Annotated in this window: 22 protein-coding genes; 18 read left to right on the forward strand and 4 right to left on the reverse strand. The window is 71.2% G+C overall.

Annotated elements, in window-relative coordinates; translation table 11 throughout:
* The first annotated feature begins 50 nt into the window (after window positions 1–50).
* The 4 genes from QDS12_RS05530 (at window position 51) to guaA (ending at window position 7,048) form a co-directional block, all read left to right on the forward strand.
* Window positions 51–1,667 carry a succinic semialdehyde dehydrogenase gene (locus tag QDS12_RS05530; protein ID WP_279877556.1) on the forward strand — a complete coding sequence of 539 codons (1,617 nt, stop codon included), beginning with the start codon at window positions 51–53 and terminating at the stop codon, window positions 1,665–1,667.
* Entirely contained in the window at window positions 1,664–3,427 is a 1,764-nt protein-coding gene (locus QDS12_RS05535) for a GMC family oxidoreductase (protein ID WP_279877558.1), read from the forward strand. Before QDS12_RS05530 ends, QDS12_RS05535 begins: the two co-directional genes overlap by 4 nt.
* A 289-nt stretch (window positions 3,428–3,716) precedes the next feature.
* Window positions 3,717–5,366 carry a methyl-accepting chemotaxis protein gene (locus QDS12_RS05540; RefSeq protein ID WP_279877560.1) on the forward strand — a complete coding sequence of 550 codons (1,650 nt, stop codon included), beginning with the start codon at window positions 3,717–3,719 and terminating at the stop codon, window positions 5,364–5,366.
* 107 nt (window positions 5,367–5,473) lie between these two features.
* Window positions 5,474–7,048 carry a glutamine-hydrolyzing GMP synthase gene (gene guaA / locus QDS12_RS05545; protein ID WP_279877562.1) on the forward strand — a complete coding sequence of 525 codons (1,575 nt, stop codon included), beginning with the start codon at window positions 5,474–5,476 and terminating at the stop codon, window positions 7,046–7,048.
* 19 nt (window positions 7,049–7,067) lie between these two features.
* Here guaA and QDS12_RS05550 read toward each other — a convergent pair whose 3' ends face one another.
* Complete coding sequence (locus QDS12_RS05550) at window positions 7,068–7,886, reverse strand: ABC transporter permease (protein ID WP_279877563.1); 819 nt, start codon at window positions 7,884–7,886, stop codon at window positions 7,068–7,070.
* Window positions 7,886–8,902: an ATP-binding cassette domain-containing protein gene (locus QDS12_RS05555; RefSeq protein WP_279877564.1), complete on the reverse strand. Its 1,017-nt coding sequence runs from the start codon at window positions 8,900–8,902 to the stop codon at window positions 7,886–7,888. Before QDS12_RS05555 ends, QDS12_RS05550 begins: the two co-directional genes overlap by 1 nt.
* Before the next feature lie 200 nt (window positions 8,903–9,102).
* Between QDS12_RS05555 and QDS12_RS05560 the strand changes: the two genes are divergently transcribed.
* The 8 genes from QDS12_RS05560 (at window position 9,103) to QDS12_RS05595 (ending at window position 13,936) form a co-directional block, all read left to right on the forward strand.
* Window positions 9,103–9,633 (forward strand): DUF4334 domain-containing protein, encoded by a 531-nt coding sequence (locus QDS12_RS05560; protein ID WP_279877566.1) that lies wholly within the window; start codon window positions 9,103–9,105, stop codon window positions 9,631–9,633.
* Between the two features lie 80 nt (window positions 9,634–9,713).
* On the forward strand, window positions 9,714–9,887 hold the full coding sequence (locus tag QDS12_RS05565) for a CsbD family protein (RefSeq protein WP_279877568.1): 174 nt from the start codon (window positions 9,714–9,716) through the stop codon (window positions 9,885–9,887).
* Window positions 9,888–9,953: 66 nt separating this feature from the next.
* On the forward strand, window positions 9,954–10,514 hold the full coding sequence (locus QDS12_RS05570) for a sugar O-acetyltransferase (RefSeq protein WP_279877570.1): 561 nt from the start codon (window positions 9,954–9,956) through the stop codon (window positions 10,512–10,514).
* 16 nt (window positions 10,515–10,530) lie between these two features.
* Complete coding sequence (locus QDS12_RS05575; protein WP_279877572.1) at window positions 10,531–11,088, forward strand: TetR family transcriptional regulator; 558 nt, start codon at window positions 10,531–10,533, stop codon at window positions 11,086–11,088.
* 91 nt (window positions 11,089–11,179) lie between these two features.
* Window positions 11,180–11,374 (forward strand): hypothetical protein, encoded by a 195-nt coding sequence (locus tag QDS12_RS05580; RefSeq protein WP_279877573.1) that lies wholly within the window; start codon window positions 11,180–11,182, stop codon window positions 11,372–11,374.
* A gap of 59 nt (window positions 11,375–11,433) precedes the next feature.
* On the forward strand, window positions 11,434–11,844 hold the full coding sequence (gene arr, locus QDS12_RS05585) for an NAD(+)--rifampin ADP-ribosyltransferase (protein ID WP_279877575.1): 411 nt from the start codon (window positions 11,434–11,436) through the stop codon (window positions 11,842–11,844).
* Between the two features lie 213 nt (window positions 11,845–12,057).
* Window positions 12,058–12,960: a GGDEF domain-containing protein gene (locus tag QDS12_RS05590; protein ID WP_279877576.1), complete on the forward strand. Its 903-nt coding sequence runs from the start codon at window positions 12,058–12,060 to the stop codon at window positions 12,958–12,960.
* Between the two features lie 142 nt (window positions 12,961–13,102).
* On the forward strand, window positions 13,103–13,936 hold the full coding sequence (locus tag QDS12_RS05595; protein WP_279877577.1) for a trypsin-like serine protease: 834 nt from the start codon (window positions 13,103–13,105) through the stop codon (window positions 13,934–13,936).
* A 38-nt stretch (window positions 13,937–13,974) separates the two neighbouring features.
* On the opposite strand, the gene QDS12_RS05600 is transcribed toward QDS12_RS05595, so the two are convergent.
* The gene (locus QDS12_RS05600) at window positions 13,975–14,379 is read right to left on the reverse strand and encodes a hypothetical protein (protein ID WP_279877579.1); all 405 of its coding nucleotides are present in this window, start codon (window positions 14,377–14,379) and stop codon (window positions 13,975–13,977) included.
* Window positions 14,380–14,468: 89 nt separating this feature from the next.
* On the opposite strand from QDS12_RS05600, the gene QDS12_RS05605 reads away from it, so the two are divergent.
* The 3 genes from QDS12_RS05605 (at window position 14,469) to QDS12_RS05615 (ending at window position 17,215) form a co-directional block, all read left to right on the forward strand.
* Entirely contained in the window at window positions 14,469–14,774 is a 306-nt protein-coding gene (locus QDS12_RS05605) for a hypothetical protein (protein WP_279877581.1), read from the forward strand.
* Window positions 14,775–15,136: 362 nt separating this feature from the next.
* Window positions 15,137–15,631: a VOC family protein gene (locus tag QDS12_RS05610; protein WP_279877583.1), complete on the forward strand. Its 495-nt coding sequence runs from the start codon at window positions 15,137–15,139 to the stop codon at window positions 15,629–15,631.
* Between the two features lie 57 nt (window positions 15,632–15,688).
* Window positions 15,689–17,215 carry an acyl-CoA synthetase gene (locus QDS12_RS05615; RefSeq protein ID WP_279877584.1) on the forward strand — a complete coding sequence of 509 codons (1,527 nt, stop codon included), beginning with the start codon at window positions 15,689–15,691 and terminating at the stop codon, window positions 17,213–17,215.
* A 9-nt stretch (window positions 17,216–17,224) separates the two neighbouring features.
* Here QDS12_RS05615 and QDS12_RS05620 read toward each other — a convergent pair whose 3' ends face one another.
* A complete protein-coding gene (locus QDS12_RS05620) occupies window positions 17,225–17,851 on the reverse strand; it encodes an FMN-binding negative transcriptional regulator (protein WP_279877586.1) in 627 nt (208 codons plus the stop codon).
* A gap of 42 nt (window positions 17,852–17,893) precedes the next feature.
* On the opposite strand from QDS12_RS05620, the gene QDS12_RS05625 reads away from it, so the two are divergent.
* The 3 genes from QDS12_RS05625 to QDS12_RS05635 are packed head-to-tail and all read left to right on the forward strand — an operon-like array spanning window position 17,894 to window position 19,322.
* The gene (locus QDS12_RS05625) at window positions 17,894–18,277 is read left to right on the forward strand and encodes a RidA family protein (RefSeq protein ID WP_279877588.1); all 384 of its coding nucleotides are present in this window, start codon (window positions 17,894–17,896) and stop codon (window positions 18,275–18,277) included.
* Window positions 18,278–18,334: 57 nt separating this feature from the next.
* Window positions 18,335–18,670: a DUF3140 domain-containing protein gene (locus tag QDS12_RS05630; RefSeq protein ID WP_279877590.1), complete on the forward strand. Its 336-nt coding sequence runs from the start codon at window positions 18,335–18,337 to the stop codon at window positions 18,668–18,670.
* Window positions 18,648–19,322 (forward strand): UdgX family uracil-DNA binding protein, encoded by a 675-nt coding sequence (locus QDS12_RS05635; protein WP_279877592.1) that lies wholly within the window; start codon window positions 18,648–18,650, stop codon window positions 19,320–19,322. The genes QDS12_RS05630 and QDS12_RS05635 overlap by 23 nt, the downstream gene beginning before the upstream one ends.
* Window positions 19,323–19,350: the final 28 nt, after the last annotated feature.

Raw genomic sequence — 19,350 nt, forward strand, 5'->3', positions numbered from 1 at the left:
TCGCTACCAACGGGTAGCAACTGGAGACGGCGGTCACATACCCTCGGTACATGCCCGCTTCGAACCCCGAGAACCGCCCGCTCGTCGACGGTCCCCGCGACCCCGAGCACGACGCCACGGCGTCGTACGCCCTGGAGCCGGGGTACGTCTCGGCGCTGACCGACCGCGTGACCGCCTCGTCGGGTCAGGCCGCCGAAGTCCGCTCTCCGATCGACGGCGCGCCGCTGGCGCACATCCCACAGTCGAGCGAGGAGGACGTGGTCGACGCGTTCGCGCGGGCGCGTCGCGCGCAGGAGCGGTGGGCGCGGACGTCGTACGCCCAGCGGCAGACAGCGCTGCTGCGCCTGCACGACCTCGTCCTCGACCGGCAGGACGAGATCATGGACCTGATCGTCCTCGAGTCGGGCAAGGCGCGGAAGCACGCCTTCGACGAGCCGCTGCACATCGCGCTGACCGCCCGCTACTACGGCCGCACGCTCGCAACGTACCTCGCGACCGAGCGCAAGCCGGGCGTGCTGCCCGGCCTGACCCGGATCGACGTCAACCACGTGCCGAAGGGCGTCGTCGGCGTCATCTCGCCGTGGAACTACCCGTTCACGATGGCCCTGTGTGACGGGCTCGCCGCGATCGCGGCCGGCAACGCGGTCGTCGCCAAGCCCGACGCACAGACCATGCTCAGCGCCCTCCTGGGCGCACAGCTGCTCGAGGAGGCGGGCTTCCCGCGCGACCTGTGGCAGGTCGTCGCCGGTCCCGGGTCGCGGGTCGGCACCAGCATCATCGAGAAGGCCGACTACATCTGCTTCACCGGCTCCACCGCGACCGGCAAGCTCGTCGCCCAGGGCTGCGCGGATCGGCTGATCGGCTGCTCGCTCGAGCTCGGCGGAAAGAACCCGATGCTCGTCCTCGCCGACGCCGACATCGAGCGCGCGGCCGAGGGCGCGGTCCGCGCCGTCTACTCCAACGGCGGCCAGCTGTGCGTCTCGATCGAGCGGATGTACGTCGCCGACGCGATCTACGACCGCTTCGTCGAGCGCTTCGTCTCGCGGGTGCAGGCGCTGTCGCTGGGCGCCGGCCTGTCGTGGGACATCGACATGGGCACGCTGATCAGCCAGGACCAGGTCGACACCGCGGCGGCGCACGTCGACGACGCCGTCGCCAAGGGCGCGCGGCTGCTCACCGGCGGCAACGCGAGGCCCGACCTGGCGCCGTACTTCTTCGAGCCGACGGTGCTCGAGGGCGTCACCCCGGACATGACCTGCTTCGGCAACGAGACCTTCGGCCCGGTGGTCAGCCTCTACCGCTTCCACGACGAGGCCGACGCGATCTCGCGGGCCAACGAGGGGCAGTACGGCCTCAACGCGTCGATCTACAGCCGGGACGGCCACCGCGCCCGGGCGATCGCGCGGTACATCAAGGCCGGCACGGTGAACATCAACGAGGCGTTCGGCGCGACCTTCGCCAGTCTCGCCGCGCCGATGGGGGGCATGCGCTCCTCCGGCATGGGCCGCCGCCAGGGCCCGGAGGGTCTCCTGCGCTACACCGAGACCCAGGCGGTCGCGACCCAGCGCGTCATGCGGCTGGCGCCCATGCTCGGCATGTCGGACCGCGCCTACGCGACGTCGATGACGGCCGGCCTGCGCCTGCTGAAGAAGCTCGGTCGGGCATGAGCCGCACCCACTACGACGTGCTCGTCGTCGGTTCGGGGTTCGGTGGCTCGGTCAGCGCGCTGCGGCTGACGGAGAAGGGCTACCAGGTGGGCGTCCTGGAGGCCGGCGCGCGGCTGGCCGACAGCGACTTCGCCGACACCTCGTGGGACCTCAAGCGGTTCCTCTTCAACCCGGCCCTCGGCTGCTACGGCATCCAGCGGATCGACATGGTCAGGGACTGCCTGATCCTCGCCGGGGCCGGTGTGGGCGGTGGATCGCTGGTCTACGCCAACACGCTGTACGAGCCGCTCGACCCGTTCTACGACGACCATTCCTGGTCGCACATCACCGACTGGAAGTCGGAGCTGGCGCCCTACTACGACCAGGCGAAGCGGATGCTCGGCGTCGTCGAGAACCCGTTCGTCACGCCCGCCGACGAGGTGATGAAGCGGGTCGCCGAGGACATGGGCGTCGGTGACACCTACCACCAGGCTCCGGTCGGCGTCTTCTTCGGCACCGACGGCGTCGCGCCCGGCACCGCCGTGCCCGACCCCTACTTCGGCGGGGTCGGGCCGACCCGCAACGCGTGCACGCAGTGCGGCGAGTGCATGGTGGGTTGCCGTCACAACGCCAAGAACACCCTCGTCAAGAACTACCTCTACCTCGCCGAGCAGAACGGGGCCGACGTACATCCGCTCACCACGGTGACGCGGGTGATCCCGCGCGCCGGTGGCGGCTACGAGGTGCACGCCCGCTGGACGAAGGCGAAGCTGCGGCGCCGGTCGGCGACCAAGGTGTTCACCGCCGACCAGGTCGTCTTCAGCGCCGCCGCGATCGGCACCCAGAAGCTGCTGCACAAGCTCAAGGCCACCGGCGACCTCCCGGCGATCTCCGACCGGCTCGGCGAGCTGACGCGCACGAACTCGGAGGCGATCCTCGGCGCGATCGCCCCCGACCTCAGCATCGACTACACCGAGGGCGTCGCGATCACCTCCTCGATCCACCCGGACGAGAGCACCCACTTCGAGCCGGTCCGCTACGGCAAGGGCTCGAACTCGATGTCGCTGCTGCAGACGGTGCTCACCGATGGCGGCCCTGACCGCAAGAAGCGGTGGCTCAAGGAGCTGTGGGCCCAGCGCGCCAACATCACCAGGCTCTACGACTTCAAGCACTGGTCGGAGCGCATGGTCGTGCTGCTGGTCATGCAGGCGCTCGACAACTCGATCACCGTCTTCCCGAAGAAGACGCCGTTCGGCTGGCGGCTCTCGTCCAAGCAGGGCCACGGCCGGCCGAACCCGTCGTGGATCCCCGCCGCCAACGACGGCGCGCGGCTGATGGCGAAGGCCATGTCCAACGAGTCGGGGGAGGGGTACGCCGGCGGCACCATCGGCGAGCCGTTCGACGTCCCGATGACGGCGCACTTCATCGGCGGCTGTGCGATCGGCGACTCGCCCGAGACCGGCGTGGTCGACCCCTACCAGCGCCTCTACGGCTACGACGGCCTGCACGTCGTCGACGGGTCGGCGATCTCCGCCAACCTGGGTGTGAACCCGTCGCTGACGATCACCGCCCAGGCCGAGCGCGCCATGGCCTTCTGGCCCAACAAGGGCCAGCCCGACGCTCGGCCGCGGATGGGGTCGACGTACGTGCCCGTCGCGCCCGTCAAGCCGCTCCGGCCGGCCGTCCCGGAGGCCGCTCCGGGTGCCCTCCGGCTGCCCGTCGTGGGCGTCACCCAGGGCGGGTCGGGAAAAAGCAAAAGAACTTCAGAGATTTCTTCCTGACTCGCGTAACCGGGTCCGAGCGCCTTCGTTGAGGAGGGCGGACCCGGGACTTGCTCCCTCCCTTTGATTTCCGGGTCTTCTCGGTCCGTGCGATGCGCGGACGATCAGGGCCCGGCCACCCTCCCTCCCCGGCCGGGCCCTGGTGCATTTCGGGGCCGGTGGTGCACGCCGAGGGACGATCCGATCAGGACGGTGTGAGCAGCGCCACCTCGGTGGTCGGGCCTTGACCTTTTAGGCGCGCCCCGGGGCAGTCGATGGGCAGGGTCCTGCCCACTCGAGAGGACCCCGCGTGACCGCCGTACCCGTCTCTTCAACCTCTGCTGCGCCGACCGTGGTTCCTGCCGCGCTGAGCCGCTGGTGGTCCGACCGCGGGCTGCGCACCAAGGTCATGGTCCCCGCCTCGCTGGCCGCGGTCGTGGCGCTCGTCGTGGGCCTGGTGGGCCTCAACAGCCTGTCCGAGACGGCGGCGTCCAGTCAGCGGATCTACGACAACAACCTGCGCGCGGTGAAGGTGCTCGGCCAGATCGCCGTGACGCGCAAGAGCATCTCGCTGAGCATCCGCGACATCCTGCTGGTCGGGGACGGGCCCGACCGCCAGGCGACCATCGACGAGTACAAGGGCCTCCAGGACACCTTCCGCCAGCAGCTCGACGCCTACGCGGCGACCGGCATGACGCCCGCGGACGAGGCCCGTGTCACCAAGATCCGCGCCGACTTCGAGAGCTACCTGGCCGCCGTCGACAAGCTCGCGACGCCGTATGTCGCCCGCGGCGACATGGCGGGCTGGCTGACGATGAACAACACCCGGCTCGCACCGATCGCGGAAGGCATCAGCGCCGACCTGAGCAAGATCGCGGACAGCGAGGACGCCCAGGCGGCGGCCGCCGCACGGGAGGCCGAGACCTCCTACCGTGCCGACCGCCGGCTCTCGCTGATCCTGCTGGTCGTCGGCCTGCTCGTCGCACTCGGCTTCGCCCTGGTGGTGGCCCGCGGTGTGCGCGTGTCGATCGGACGGCTTCAGGCGGGCCTGCGTGCCCTCGCCGTCGGCGACCTGACCGTCGGGGCCGGGGTCACCTCCCGTGACGAGGTCGGACAGATGGCCGCGGACCTCGAGACGGCTCGCGAGAGCCTGCGGACCTCGCTCGCGGCGATCGGGGACAACTCCGTCGTGCTGGCCTCGGCCGCCGCGGAGATGTCCGCCGTGTCGACCCAGCTCGGGGCCTCCGCCCTGCAGTCGTCCTCCCAGGCCCACCTGGTCTCGACGGCGGCCGAGGAGGTCTCGGTCAACGTGCAGACCGTGGCCGCCGGGACCGAGCAGATGGGCGCGTCGATCCGCGAGATCGCCCAGAACGCCTCCAACGCCGCCGGGGTGGCGAGCCGGGCCGTCGGGAGCGCCAGGAGCACCACCGCGACCGTCTCCAAGCTGGGGGAGTCCTCGGCCGAGATCGGCAGCGTCGTCAAGACGATCACCTCCATCGCCGAGCAGACCAACCTCCTCGCCCTCAACGCCACCATCGAGGCTGCCCGCGCGGGTGACGCCGGCAAGGGGTTCGCCGTCGTCGCGAGCGAGGTCAAGGAGCTCGCTGTCCAGACCTCCAAGGCCACGGAGGACATCGCCCGGCGGGTGGAGACGATCCAGACCGACACCGCCGGCGCGGTCACCGCGATCGGCGAGATCGTCGAGATCATCGACCGGATCAGCGACTTCCAGCAGACCATCGCCGCCGCCGTGGAGGAGCAGACGGCGGCGACCAACGAGATCGCGCGCAACGTCGCCGACGCCGCCACCGGCGCAACCGACATCGCCCGCAACGTGGGTGCGGTGTCCTCGGCCGCGGAGCAGACCACCACGGCGGCCGACAACACGACCGCCGCCGCGGGCGACCTCAGCAGGATGGCGACCCAGATGCGCGACCTCGTCGGCCACTTCCGCCTCTGACGTCTCGACCCCTTCGGGCGCGCGGCGACGGAGGGGCGTGGAGCGGCGGTGGTCCACGCGTGCCCGCCGATCGAGGGCGGGCGGACCAGCGCCGATAGACTCCCGCCATGACCGAAACCCCCGAGCACGACCTGGTCCTCGTCGTCGACTTCGGGGCGCAGTACGCGCAGCTGATCGCCCGCCGCGTGCGCGAGGCGCGGGTCTACTCCGAGATCGTTCCGCACTCGATGCCGGTCGAGGAGATGCTGGCCAAGGGACCGAAGGCGATCATCCTGTCCGGCGGCCCGTCGTCGGTCTACGAGGCCGGTGCTCCGAGCATCGACACCACCATCTTCCGCGCCGGGACGCCGGTCTTCGGCATGTGCTACGGCTTCCAGCTCATGGCCCAGGGCCTCGGCGGCACCGTCGCCGCGACCGGTGCGCGTGAGTACGGCCGCACCCCCGTCAACGTCGGTCACGCCGGTACGCTCCTGGGCGGCATCCCGACCCAGCACAGCGTGTGGATGTCGCACGGCGACTCGGTGACCGCGGCCCCTGAGGGCTTCGAGGTGCTCGCCTCGACCGAGGGCACGCCGGTGGCCGCTTTCGAGAACGTCGACGCCGGCATGGCGGGCGTCCAGTGGCACCCCGAGGTGCTCCACTCCGAGCACGGCCAGCGCGTCCTGGAGCACTTCCTGTGGGACATCGCCGGCTGCCGGCAGACCTGGACGATCGGCAACATCGCCGAGGAGCAGATCGAGCGCATCCGCGAGCAGATCGGTGAGGACGGCCGCGCGATCTGCGGGCTCTCCGGTGGCGTGGACTCCGCCGTCGCTGCGGCGATCGTGCAGAAGGCGATCGGCGACCGGCTCACCTGCGTGTACGTCGACCACGGGCTGATGCGCAAGAACGAGACCGAGCAGATCGAGCGTGACTTCGTGGCCGCCACCGGAACCCGCCTGGTGGTCGTGGACGCCGAGAAGCAGTTCCTCGACGCGCTCGCCGGCGTCACCGAGCCGGAGACCAAGCGCAAGGTCATCGGCCGTGAGTTCATCAGGACCTTCGAGGCCGCCGAGGCCGACATCATCAAGAACGCGCCCGCGGGCACGGCGGTGAAGTTCCTGGTGCAGGGCACGCTCTACCCCGACGTCGTCGAGTCCGGCGGTGGTGCGGGCACCTCCAACATCAAGTCCCACCACAACGTCGGCGGCCTGCCGGAGGACCTCGAGTTCGAGCTGGTCGAGCCGCTCCGCACGCTCTTCAAGGACGAGGTCCGACTCGTCGGCGAGCAGCTCGGTCTGCCGCCGGAGATCGTCTGGCGCCACCCGTTCCCGGGCCCCGGGCTCGGCATCCGGATCATCGGCGAGGTGACCCGCGAGCGGCTCGACATCCTTCGCGACGCCGACGCGATCGCCCGCGAGGAGCTCACCCGCGCCGGTCTCGACCGCGACATCTGGCAGTTCCCGGTCGTGCTGCTGGCCGACGTACGGTCCGTGGGCGTGCAGGGCGACGGCCGCACCTACGGCCACCCGATCGTGCTGCGGCCGGTCACCTCCGAGGACGCGATGACCGCCGACTGGGCGCGGCTGCCCTACGACGTGCTCGAGCGCATCTCCACCCGCATCACCAACGAGGTGCGCGAGGTCAACCGGGTCACCGTCGACATCACGAGCAAGCCGCCGGGCACCATCGAGTGGGAGTGAGCGCCCGCCGCTGGGTCGATCAGCGGCTGGCGGCGCGCTGGTAGAGCCTGATCGAGAGCGGCACGAACACGATCAGGATGATCGCCACCCAGATCAGGGTGTAGATCACCGGGTGCTGGATCGACCACGCGTCGGCGACCGGCGCCTGCGGGTCGACGTTGCCGAAGAGCTCGCGAGCGGCCTGGGTCACCGACGAGACCGGGTTCCAGTTGGCGAACGTCTCGAGCGGACCGGGCAGGGTGCTGGTCGACACGAACGTGTTGGCGATGAAGGTCAGCGGGAAGATGACGACGAACGAGGCGTTGTTGACGACCTCCGGCGTGCGCACGGTGAGCGCGACCGCGGCCATGATCCAGGAGATCGCGAACGCGAAGAGCAGGATCAGCAGGTAGGCGCCGATCGCCTCCAGCACCGACGACCGGATCCGCCACCCGACCACGAGCCCGGTCAGGCTCATCACGCACAGGCTCACCACGTTGATGCCGATGTCGGCGACCGTGCGCCCGACGACGACCGACGACGTCGACATGGGGAGCGAGCGGAACCGGTCGACGATGCCCTTCTGGAGGTCCTCCGCGAGGCTGTAGCCGGTGAACGTGGCGCCGAAGACGACGGTCTGGACGAACACCCCGGCGATGAGGAACTCCCGGTAGTCGATGCCGGTGTCCTGGGTGCCGATCGCCCCGCCGAACACGTAGGCGAACAGCAGCACGAACATGATCGGCGACAGCGTCGTGAACACCAGCACGTCGGGGACCCGGAGGATCTTGCGCAGGTTGCGGCGGGTGATGACGGCGGAGTCGCTCACAGCCTCCGAGAACGCGGTCATCGCGGCCATCAGGCCACCCCTTCCTGATCATCGGGATCCTGACCGTCGGGATCCCGGTCGTCGGGATCCCGGGCGGCTGACTTCGCCTCGGCATGGTGTCCGGTGAGGGACATGAACACGTCGTCGAGCGTCGGCCGCCGCAGCCCTGCCTCGAGCACCTCGATGCCTGCGGCGTCGAGACGGCCGAGCAGCGCCACGAGATCCTTGGTGCCGCCCTTCACCGGCACCGTGACGCGGCGGTCGCGCTGGTCGACGGATGGCTCCTCGATGCAGAGCAGCGCGGCCTCGCGCCGCGTGGGCTCGAGATCGGCCGCCGTCGGTACGACGACCTCGATCCGCTCCCCACCGACCTGCGACTTGAGCTCGTCGGCGGTGCCGATCGCGATCACCCGGCCGTGGTCGATGACCGCGATCCGGTCGGCCAGCCGGTCCGCCTCCTCGAGGTACTGCGTCGTGAGCAGCAGCGTCGTGCCCTCGCGCACCAAGTCCTCGATCACGTCCCACATGCCGACCCTCCCGCGCGGGTCGAGCCCCGTGGTCGGCTCGTCGAGGAACAGCACCGGTGGGCGCGCGACCAGCGCCCCGGCGAGGTCGAGCCGCCGACGCATCCCGCCGGACCAGCCCTTCACGACGCGATCGGCCGCGTGCGCCAGGTCGAACTGCGCAAGCAGCTCGCGGGCCCGGGACCGGCTCGCCTCCGCACCGAGGTGGTAGAGACGACCGACCATGTCGAGGTTCTCGAATCCGGTGAGGTGCTCGTCGACCGCGGCGTACTGCCCCGACGCACCGATGCGCCGGCGCAGCTCGCGCGGCTGGCGCAGCACGTCGACGCCCGCGACCTCCGCGCTGCCCGCATCGGGCTTGATCAGCGTGGTCAGCACCCGAACCGTCGTCGTCTTGCCGGCGCCGTTGGGGCCCAGCAGGCCCATCACGGTGCCGCCCTCGACCTCGAGGTCCAGGCCGTCGAGGGCGGTCACCTGGCCGTACCTCTTCGTCAGGCCGGTGGCTCGGATCGCGGGCGGCATGAGACCACTGTGACTCAGGTCACCGACAATCGCGACCGGGTTAGCCGCTCGCCAGGACAACCGCCAGGACAGCCGCCAGGACAGCCGCCAGGACAGCCGCCAGCACGGTGCGCGACGCGCGCGGGCCTGGCCGGGGCGAGCGCGGACGTGCATCATGGCTGACCGGTCGACACTGCTCGGGCGTCGACGAGAGGAGAGCCATGACCGTGGACGCGCTCGCAGCGCTGGAGCCGGCGTGTACGTCGGCCGAGGCCCTCGCCTTCTACGACGGTCTCGACCCGCTGCTGGCCGAGCACCTCACCGGGCGCTGGCGCGGCCGGGAGCTCGCGACCGGGCATCCCCTGGACGGCCGGCTGGCGGCCTCCGGGTGGTACGGCAAGCAGTTCGACGACGTCGACCACGTCCATCCGCTGCTCTTCTCCACGCCCGACGGCGAGATCTTCCCCGTGGACCCGAGGCGCGTCCCGCTGGGGCTCGTCGACAAGATCCCGCCCGCGGTGGTCAGCCGGGGGCGGGAGGCGCTCGGCGTGCTGAGGCCCGCGCTGCGCACGAGCAAGCACCGGGCCCGGTTGCGGGAGGTGCGGCACCGCGGCGTGGTGACAGCGGCGATGGTCTACGACCACCTGCCGATCATCGACGTGTTCCGTCGCGTGGACGACAGCACGGTGCTCGGCATGATGGACCTGCGGGGCGTTCCGCAGCCCTACTTCTTCATCCTGCAGCGGGACTGACCCCGTATGCCGCCTCCCGCGGCTGGGTACGGAACGCACAGGAGGTCGCCGTACCTCCGCACAGGTGAGGGAGGCCCACGATGGGTGCTGGAGACAAGGCCCGCCACGCCGCCGAGAAGGCGAAGGGCAAGGCGGAGGAGGCCGTCGGGAAGGCGACCGACAACCCGACCAGGACCGGACACGGTCAGCGCAAGCAGACCAAGGCCGACCTGAAGCAGGCCGCCGAGAAGACGAAGGACGCCTTCAAGGACTGAGGCGCGCTGACGCCGCGGCCGTCCCCGGAGGGCGGCTGCGGGCTCCTCATGCGTACATTTGTACACATGAGGGACAAGACGATGCGCGACCGGATGCTCGCGGGTGAGCTCTACATCGCCGACGACGCGGAGCTGGCCGCGGAGTCCGGCCGCGCGCAGCGCCTGACCCACCGCATCAACTCCGTGGATCCGACCTCCACGGAGGAGCTGCGGGCGCTCTTCGGCGAGTTGCTCGGAGAGTTCGGCGACGGGGCGGAGATCCGCCCGCCCTTCCGCTGCGACTATGGCTACCAGACCCGGTTCGGCGCGCGCTCGTTCGCCAACTTCGGCCTCGTCGTCCTCGATGTCGCCCAGGTCTTGATCGGCGAGGACGTCCAGATCGGGCCCCACGTCCAGCTCCTCACCGCGACGCACCCGCTCGAGCCGGGGCCGCGCCGCGACAAGTGGGAGGCCGCTGAGCCCATCACCATCGGCGACAACGTGTGGCTCGGGGGCGGGGTCATCGTGTGCCCGGGCGTGACCATCGGCGAGAACACCGTGGTCGGCGCCGGATCCGTCGTCACGCGCAGCCTGCCTGCGGACGTCGTCGCGGTCGGCAGCCCGGCCCGCGTCGTCCGCGAGCTCTGAGCGCGGGACAGAGGTCGTGACGGCAGCGCGCCCTCGGCGCTTCGACCCCCAACGGCGACAGCGGATCATCGACGCCGCCCTCGCCGTCATCGCGGAGCACGGTCTGGCCCACACCACGCATCGCCTGATCGCGGCCCGGGCCGACGTACCGCTCGGCTCCCTCACCTACCACTTCACGGGTCTCGACGACCTGTGCCGGCAGGCGTTCGAGCAGCATGCGTCGCGGCTCTCGGAGGTGTACGCCGCACACTTCGCCCGCGTCTCCGGCCACGACGGGTTCGTCGACGCGGTCACCGACCTCATCACCGGGAACGCCGGAGCGGACCAGGACGACTGGGCCGTCGCCCTGGAGCTCTATCTCGCCGCGCTCCGCGACCCCAGCCTGCGCGAGCTCACCCAACGGTGGATGGAGGCGAGCCGGGACACCCTGCAGCGCTTCGTCAGCCCCGGCGCGGCGGTCGGGCTCGATGCGCTCGTGGAAGGAATGGTCATCCATCGCTTGCTGGGCACGGACGCTCCGAGCGGTGACCACGTACGCGAGCTCGTCGACCGACTCTGCCCGTCCGGCGAGTGACGCCGGCTCGCGACGGCCGCAGCTGCACGACCTGAAGCCCCGGAGGGGGACGTCCTGTGCGGCGCGTGCGCCGGACGGGTACCGCCCCGGAATGAACGACACCCCTGACGACGAGCACGTGACCTCGCGCGCCGAGCTGCTGCCCGAGGAGGTCGCCGCCGGCAGCGACGACCCCCGGGAGCAGGCCGAGGCGATCCTGGAGGAGTCCGAGGAGCGAACGGACGACCCGGCCGGCACCGGCGCGGAGTCCGAGCAGACCAGCACCCCCGACCAACGGCCGTCCTGACGCCGTACGTCGACCGTCGGCTGAGACCCGACGCGGTCCTCTCCCCGTAGGCTGTGGCCATGCCTGATGTGCCGGACGAGGGGCCGTTCTTCCACGGCACCAAGGCCGATCTCCGGGTGGGCGACTTCCTGACGGCGGGCTTCCGGTCGAACTACCGGCCCGAGGTCGTGATGAACCACATCTACTTCACGGCGCTGCCCGACGGTGCCGGGCTCGCTGCAGAGCTCGCCCCGGGCGACGGGGCGCCGCGGGTCTACCTCGTGAGGCCGACGGGCGTGTTCGAGGACGACCCGAATGTGACCGACAAGAAGTTCCCGGGCAACCCCACCCGGTCCTACCGCAGCACGGAGCCGCTCGAGGTCGTCGGCGAGGTGACCGACTGGACACGGCTGAGTCCCGACGCGCTCCAGGCCTGGCGTGACCGGTTGGCGGCGATTCGCGCGGACGAGCGGGCCGAGATCATCAACTGAGCGGCACCGGAGTGCCGGCCGCGGACTCCGCCGTTCTCCTTCGCTGCGGCGCTCGCCCCTCTAGCATGGAGCGGCGATGGCGGACTCGGCAGCAGTCATCGAGACGGTCGAGATCGAGTTGCGGGTGTGGTGAGGGCGTTGCAGGCTGGCTGGGCGCCCGCTGCACCGGTCGGACGCACGTCACCGTGGGGCAGGCCGACCGCCCTGGTGGCGGTGACGGCGCTGATCTACCTCATCGACGCGGTCGCCCTGACGTGCGGTGCTCTCCTGCGCACGCCCGGAACCAACGCACCGCAGAAGCTCGGCGCGCTCGCCGTGCTCGCAGTGGCGATGGCGGCGTACACCGTCGCCCGCGGACCCCGCTTCCGCCAGCCGGAGGCGACGGTCATGCTCGCCGTCCAGCTGCTCGGCATCGCCTCGATGACTCGGACCACGCACCTGGACCTCGCGGCCCTGAGCAACGGCTTCGGGCTGTCGATGCTGGGCGCGTACGCGAGCTGGCTGCTCGCCCGGCCCGCGGTGGCGGTGTTCTATGCCGGCCTGTCGCTCTGGGTCACCGCGATCGTCTGGCGCGACAACCTCTACCTGACCGTCGCCGCCGTGCTCCTCGCCGGGCAGGCGATGGTGACCGCGGAGATCGTGCACACCTTGCGCCGACGGGTGCGGCGACTCACTGACGTCGACCCGCTCACCGACGTCCTGAACCGCCGGGGCGTCGAGGACGCCGCCCGCGAGCTGATGGCACGCCAGGGCGAGCGCGGCGCCCCGATCTGCGTCGCCCTGATCGACCTCGACGACCTGAGACAGGTCAACAACGCGCACGGTCACCGCGCCGGTGACGCGCTGCTGGTGGCCGCGGCGGACGAGTGGCGCCTGGCCTTCAGGCGTACGCCGGTCAAGGTCGGCCGGATCGGCGGCGATGAGTTCGTGCTGCTCTTCGACGGCGTCGACGAGGTCGCCGCGCGGGACACGGTGGCAGCGCTCAGGGCGACCTCCGGGGTGAGCTGGACCGCCGGTCTGACCCAGCTGCGGCCGCGCGAGACCTTCAGCGAGGCGCTCGCCAGAGCCGACGCCGAGATGTACGCCAACAAGGAGTACAAGGCGTCCCGCGCCTGAGCCAACAGGGTCCGGGCGGGGGCGGAGGCTCGCGGGTCTTCGGTGCGGCTGCGTGCGGCAGGACTTCACCGGTCCTGGCGATTGTCAGTGGCCGATCGCCGTGGTGGACTGCCCGAACCACCAACGGGGAGGGATGTTCTCGATGCAGAAGATTCGACCGGCTCGCGTGGGCGCCGTGCTCACCGGCCTCTTTCTCGTCACCGCACTCCTGGCGACCGCACCGTCGGCGTCGGCGATCACCGCCGGTCAGCGCGACGAGGTGCACACCAACGTCGGCGTCATCCGCTTCACCACGTCCGAGGGACGGTTCCGCTGCTCCGGCACGCTGATCTCGCCCACCGTCGTCCTGACGGCGGGGCACTGCACCGGCGATGACGGGGCCCACCCCGCGACCAACGTCTACGTCTCCTTCGACACCGACCTGCCCGGTGATCCGTTGGCCGCCAACATCAGCGCCGCGGAGCGTGCCGCGCGTGCCACCCACTACATCACCGGCACCGCCCACCCCGACCCCGGATGGACGGGCAAGCTGGGCATCTCGAAGCAGCACGACCAAGGTGTCGTCGTGCTGGATGCGCCGGCGACGACCAAGTGGCCGGCGATCTCTCCCGCCCCGCTGCTCCCGGTCGGCACCCTCGACGCCAACCAGGGCGCGCTCAAGAGGGAGACCTTCACCTTGGTGGGCTACGGCGTCGAGATCGGTGACAAGAAGGCCCAGGTCGTCATCACCGAGCGGCGCTCGACCACGTCGTTCCTCAAGAACGTCCAGACCGAGGTGGTCGTCTTCCAGATCAACGACCGCGACTCGAAGGCCGGCGGCGGATCCTGCTTCGGAGACTCCGGCGGAGGGGCGTTCCTCGGACCGTACGTGATCGGCGATGCGTCGTACGTGAACTCGTTGACGTGCAACGCGACCGGTAGCTACCAGCGCGTCGATACGGCCTACTCGCGGGCGTTCCTGAACCAGTTCATCTGAGACCGCGGTCGCCACGACGGCGCCACGGCCCGCTGACCTCAGCAGCGCCGGTGGATGCGAAGGCGTCCGGGCCGCAGTCGTCCGACCTGGAAGTCGGGATGGTCGGCGTACGTGTGGTGGCGCTGGCACAGGAGCACGCCGTGGGTCAGGTCGGTCGGCCCGTCCTTGCTCCAGGCGGTGAGGTGGTGAGCCTCGCCCCAGGACGCCGATCGGGTCGGCAGGCCGGTGGAGGGGACGCGGTCGAGAAGCTCGATGAAGGCCTGGCCGCGTCGCTCGTCGCCGGAGAGGCGGGCGCCGGTGTGCGGGTCGTCCGTGGGGATGGGGTCGGTTCGGTCGGGGTTGAGCAGTGACTCCAGCATCCGCTGCAGCTTGACCCCGGAGAGCAGCGGCAGGCGGAAGACGCCCTCGGTCGTGGCGGTCGGCTCGTCGTGCCACAGGTGCACGAACGCGGCCCGCTGCGCCTTCGCTTCGGCGCGGGCGAGCTGGGCGGCGAGTCGGGCGTCCGCCCCTCGGGGTTGCTCACCTCCTCGAGGTGGTCGGCGAGGCGGCGCAGCGCCTGGGTGTCGTGGGCGTGGGCCTCGCCGGTGAGGTACTGCTCGGCCTGCTCGCCCAGGGCGGGGTCCAGGTCGGCGGGCAGCGCGTCGAGTGCGCGGGTGACGACTGCGGCCGAGGCGGCCCGGATGCCGCCCGCCGCGAGCGCGACCCGGGTGAGCGGATGGTCGGCCAACGCGCGTGCGAGGGCGACCTGGCGCTTGCCCTCGGCCGGCGCCAGCCGCACTCGGTCACGCAGCGAGGCGACCAGGTCGGCCGCCGTCATCAGGTCTCCACGGATGCGTGACAGGAGGTCAGCAGATCGACGTGGAGGGGCCGCGAGATCCGGCGCGTGGAGACGACTTACGATCTACCCCCGATAGTACACCTGTTCGAATATCACTGCAAGGCTGCTTCGGGTCCGGCCGGCGTACGTCGCCCCGTTGACAGCGCCACCGGGGCGAGGACCATGATTTCGCATGCAACCACCCCGGCTGCAGGCTGTGCATCGATCGGGTCGGGAGGCCGCGATGAGCGCATGGAGCTTCATGGACTTCGCCAGCAAGGCGAACCGGCTGGACGCGGTGAGACGGCGGCACGATCCACGGCGACCGCGACCTCGCGCACCGCTTCCTGGCCAGCTTCTCGCGGATCTGAGGTGATGACGTCATGACCCTCGACCTCGCCGGGATCGCCGCGGAGCGGGAGCGGATCCGCGCCGAGTACCTCCGGCCGCCTGGCGACCGGGCCGCCACCAGCGGCAGCGGACTGCACCACTTCGCGCTCCTCTGCTCCGACGTGCGGCGCACGATCGACTTCTACCAGGGGGTCCTCGAGTTCCCGCTCACCGAGATCTTCGAGAACCGCGACTATGCCGGCTCCAACCACTTCTTCTTCGACATCGGCAACGGCAACCTGCTCGCGTTCTTCGACCTCCCCGGCCTCGACCTCGGCCCGTACGCCGAGGTGCTGGGTGGTCTGCACCACCTGGCCATCTCCGTGACGCCCGACCGGTGGCGGCACCTGCAGGAGAAGCTCGACGAGGCGGGCGTCGACTACCTGGTCGAGAGCGGGACGTCGCTCTACTTCCGCGACCCGGACGGTGCCCGCCTGGAGCTCCTCGCCGATCCGCTGGGGGAGATGTACGGCGCCACGGTGCTCTGAGCTCCGCGCTGCGCCCGACCCCTTCCGCACGACCGACCGCGCTGGCAGGCTCCTGGCATGTACCCGGGAACCTGGGCGCTCCAGACGCCCGACAAGCCAGCGCTGGTCATGGCGGGGAGCGGCCGCACGCTCACCTACGCCGAGCTCGACGACCGCAGCCTGCGGCTCGCTCGGCACCTGCGGGCCGCCGGGCTGCGGGTCGGCGACGTGGTCGCGATGATCAGCGACAACCGCCCCGAGACCTACGAGGTCTACTGGGCGGTCATGCGCTCGGGGCTCTACGTCACCGCCGTCAACAGTCACCTGTCAGCGGCCGAGGCGTCCTACATCGTGCGCGACTGCGGCGCCAAGGCGCTGGTCGTCTCCGCCGCGCTCGCCGACACCGTGGCCGGTCTCGACGTCGACGTCGCCGAGCGGCTCGCGTACGGCGGCGAGGTCCCCGGGTACGCCGACTACGGGGCGGCGCTCGCCGCCGCCGGCGACGAGCCGCTGCCCGAGCAGCCGCACGGCGACGACCTGCTCTACTCCAGCGGCACGACCGGCCGCCCGAAGGGCATCAAGCCACCGCTGCCGGCGATCGCCGTCGACGAGCCCGGCTACCTCTACCCGGCCGTGTTCGGCAAGGTCTACGGCTTCGGCCAGGACACGGTCTACCTCTCGCCGGCGCCGGTCTACCACGCCGCGCCGCTGCGGTTCATGGGCGCTGTCCACTCGGCCGGTGGGACCGTGGTGATGATGGAGCGCTTCGACGCCGAGGGCGCCCTGGCCGCGATCGAGAGGTACGGCGCGACCCATGCCCAGATGGTGCCGACGATGTTCGTCCGGATGCTCAAGCTGCCCGACGACGTGCGCGAGCGCTACGACGTCTCGACGCTGCGGTGCGTGGTGCACGCCGCCGCGCCCTGTCCGGTCGACGTGAAGCGCCGGATGATCGACTGGATGGGCCCGGTCATCGAGGAGTACTACGCCTCCACCGAGGCCAACGGCTCGACGATGATCGACTCCACCACCTGGCTCGAGCACCCGGGATCGGTCGGGCGGCCGCTGCTCGGCATCCCGCACATCGTGGCGGAGGACGGGCGCGAGCTGCCGCCCGGCGAGGTCGGCGCCATCTACTTCGAGCGCGAGGTCCGCAACTTCAGCTATCACAACGACGACGCCAAGACGTCGGCCGCCGAGCACCCGGACCACCCGAACTGGACCACCGTCGGCGACCTCGGCTACCTCGACGAGGAGGGCTTCCTCTACCTCACGGACCGCAAGGCCTTCGTGATCATCAGCGGTGGCGTGAACATCTACCCGCAGGAGATCGAGGACCTCTTCACGCTCCACCCGGCCGTCGGCGACATCGCCGTGATCGGTGTACCGGACGAGGACATGGGGGAGCGGGTGGTCGCCTTCGTCGAGCCCGCGCCGGGCGCCGAGCCGGGGGAGGGGCTTGCGGCCGAGCTGACGGCGTACGCCCGCGAGCGGATCGCCCACTTCAAGGTGCCGCAGGAGTTCCACTTCCGCGACGACCTGCCGCGTACGCCGACCGGGAAGATGGTCAAGGGCCGGCTGCGCGACCTCTACGCGACCCTCTGACCGCGTCCCTCAGTCGCCGGCCAGCCGATCCATCGCGTCGGCGACCTGGAGGTCGCGGGGCCGGCCGGTGGCGCGCAACCCGGCGACGACGCCGGCCTGGTCGGCCGCGGAGCGGTTCTGGCTGAGCTTCGCCTTGCCCGCGACCTGCTCGACGGCGAGCTCGAGGCCGACGATCGCCTTCAGCTGCTGGTCGACGTACGTCGCCGGGGCGTCGTCGACCGCCCACGGCTCCGTGCGTCCGGCCTCCATCGTGTCGGTGAGCAGCGCGACCTGTGCGCGCTTCCACGCCGGGTCGGTGTGCACGGTGAGCCGCCCGGCGATCTGCACCGCGCTGTAGTTCCAGGTCGGGACCACGCGCCCGTGCTCCGCCTTGGACGGGTAGAAGGCGGGGGAGACGTAGGCCTCGGGGGCCGTCACGACGAGCAGAGCCGGGCTGTCCGGCTCCACCGAGCGCCAGTGCGGGTTGGCCAGCGCCATGTGGAGCAGCACCCGGTCGCCGTCCCAGACCAGCGGCAGGCGGGTCGCCAGCGGATAGCCGTCAGGGCCGGTGGTGATCAGCTCGCCGGCGCCGACGGTGGCCACCAGCCGCCGGATCTCGGCGTCGTCGGCGACCGCGTTGAACCGGGGCACGTACACGACCCCGATCCTCGCACGCCGGATCTCGCTACGCTCGCCCGCGTGACGAGGCAGACGATCTCCAGCGGCTCTCCGTTCGAGGAGCAGATCGGCTACGCCCGCGCCGTCGTCGACGGCGGCTGGGTGCACGTGTCGGGCACCACCGGGTTCGACTACGCGACGATGACGATCCCGGACGGCGTCGTCGCGCAGGCCGAGCAGGCGCTGCGCAACGTGGCCGCCGCCCTGGCCGAGGCCGGCTGCGGGTTCGCGGACGTCGTCCGGGTGCGCTACCTGCTGCCCGACCGCGACGACTTCGAGCCGTGCTGGCCGGTGCTGCGCGAGGCCTTCGGGGCCCATCCGCCGGCGGCGACGATGCAGATGTGCGAGCTGCTCGACCCGCGGATGCTCATCGAGATCGAGGTGACGGCGCGCCGGCCGGGGTGAGCCCTCGCGCGCGGTGGGTACGGGAGCAGTCCACCCGACCGACGAGAGGGGACAGGCATGGCCGACACCGTCGTCGACGAGATCACCTGGGAGAACTTCCACCGCGTCGTCAACATGACGTCGCGCGAGCTGCAGGAGTGGCTCGCGGTCGAGGGCGCCGGTGAGGAGACCGAGGCATTGCCCGACCAGGCCGGGCCGCCGCTCGGCCACCGGGTCCTGGAGATCCTGGGCAAGCGCAAGGCCGACCTGACCCACGACGACGTGGCCGTGATGCGCCGCGTCGTCGACAAGGTCGTCGGCAAGCGCGGCGAGGAGCTGGACGCACCGGTCGCGGACGACCGTGGCCGGCGCCGGCTGATGGACCTGGGGCATGACCCGCTCAGGCCGGAGTGACCCCGAGGGTGCCGAGGAGCGTCCGGGCGCCGAGCAGTGGGTCCCCGCCCGGCCCACGCTCGGCGCTCTGCGTGACGCCCTGCCGGCCTGCCGCGGCTGCGAGCTCTACGCACCCGCGACGCAGGCCGTCATGGGCGAGGGTGCTGCTCACGCCGACCTCATGCTGGTCGGCGAGCAGCCCGGCGATCGCGAGGACCGCGAGGGCCGTCCTTTCGTCGGGCCCGCCGGTGGCGTGCTCGAGCGGGCGCTGGCCGACGCCGGCATCGATCCGGGCCGGGTCTACACGACCAACGTGGTCAAGCACTTCCGCTTCACCACCCGTGGCAAGCGGCGCATCCACGAGTCGCCGGGGCGCGAGCACGTCGTCGCGTGCCTGCCCTGGCTGGAGGCGGAGCTGACGGTCGTGCGGCCGGACGGGGTCGTCCTGCTCGGCGGCACCGCCGGCAAGGCGCTCTACGGCTCCGGGTTCAAGGTGGGCGAGCGTCGGGGCGTGCTGGACAGCTGGCCTCGGGAGTCCGAGGCCGCGCCCGCCTGGGTGCTCGCCACGACCCATCCGTCGGCGGTGCTGCGGGCGCGTGAGGCGCGGGGGGCCACGTACGACGGACTCGTCGCCGACCTGCGAGTGGCGGCGTCGTCCCTCACCGGCCCATGACACTGTCCCGACACGGGGGACGCCCCCG

Source organism: Nocardioides sp. CER19 (assembly GCF_029846275.1).
Taxonomy (GTDB): Bacteria; Actinomycetota; Actinomycetes; order Propionibacteriales; family Nocardioidaceae; genus Nocardioides.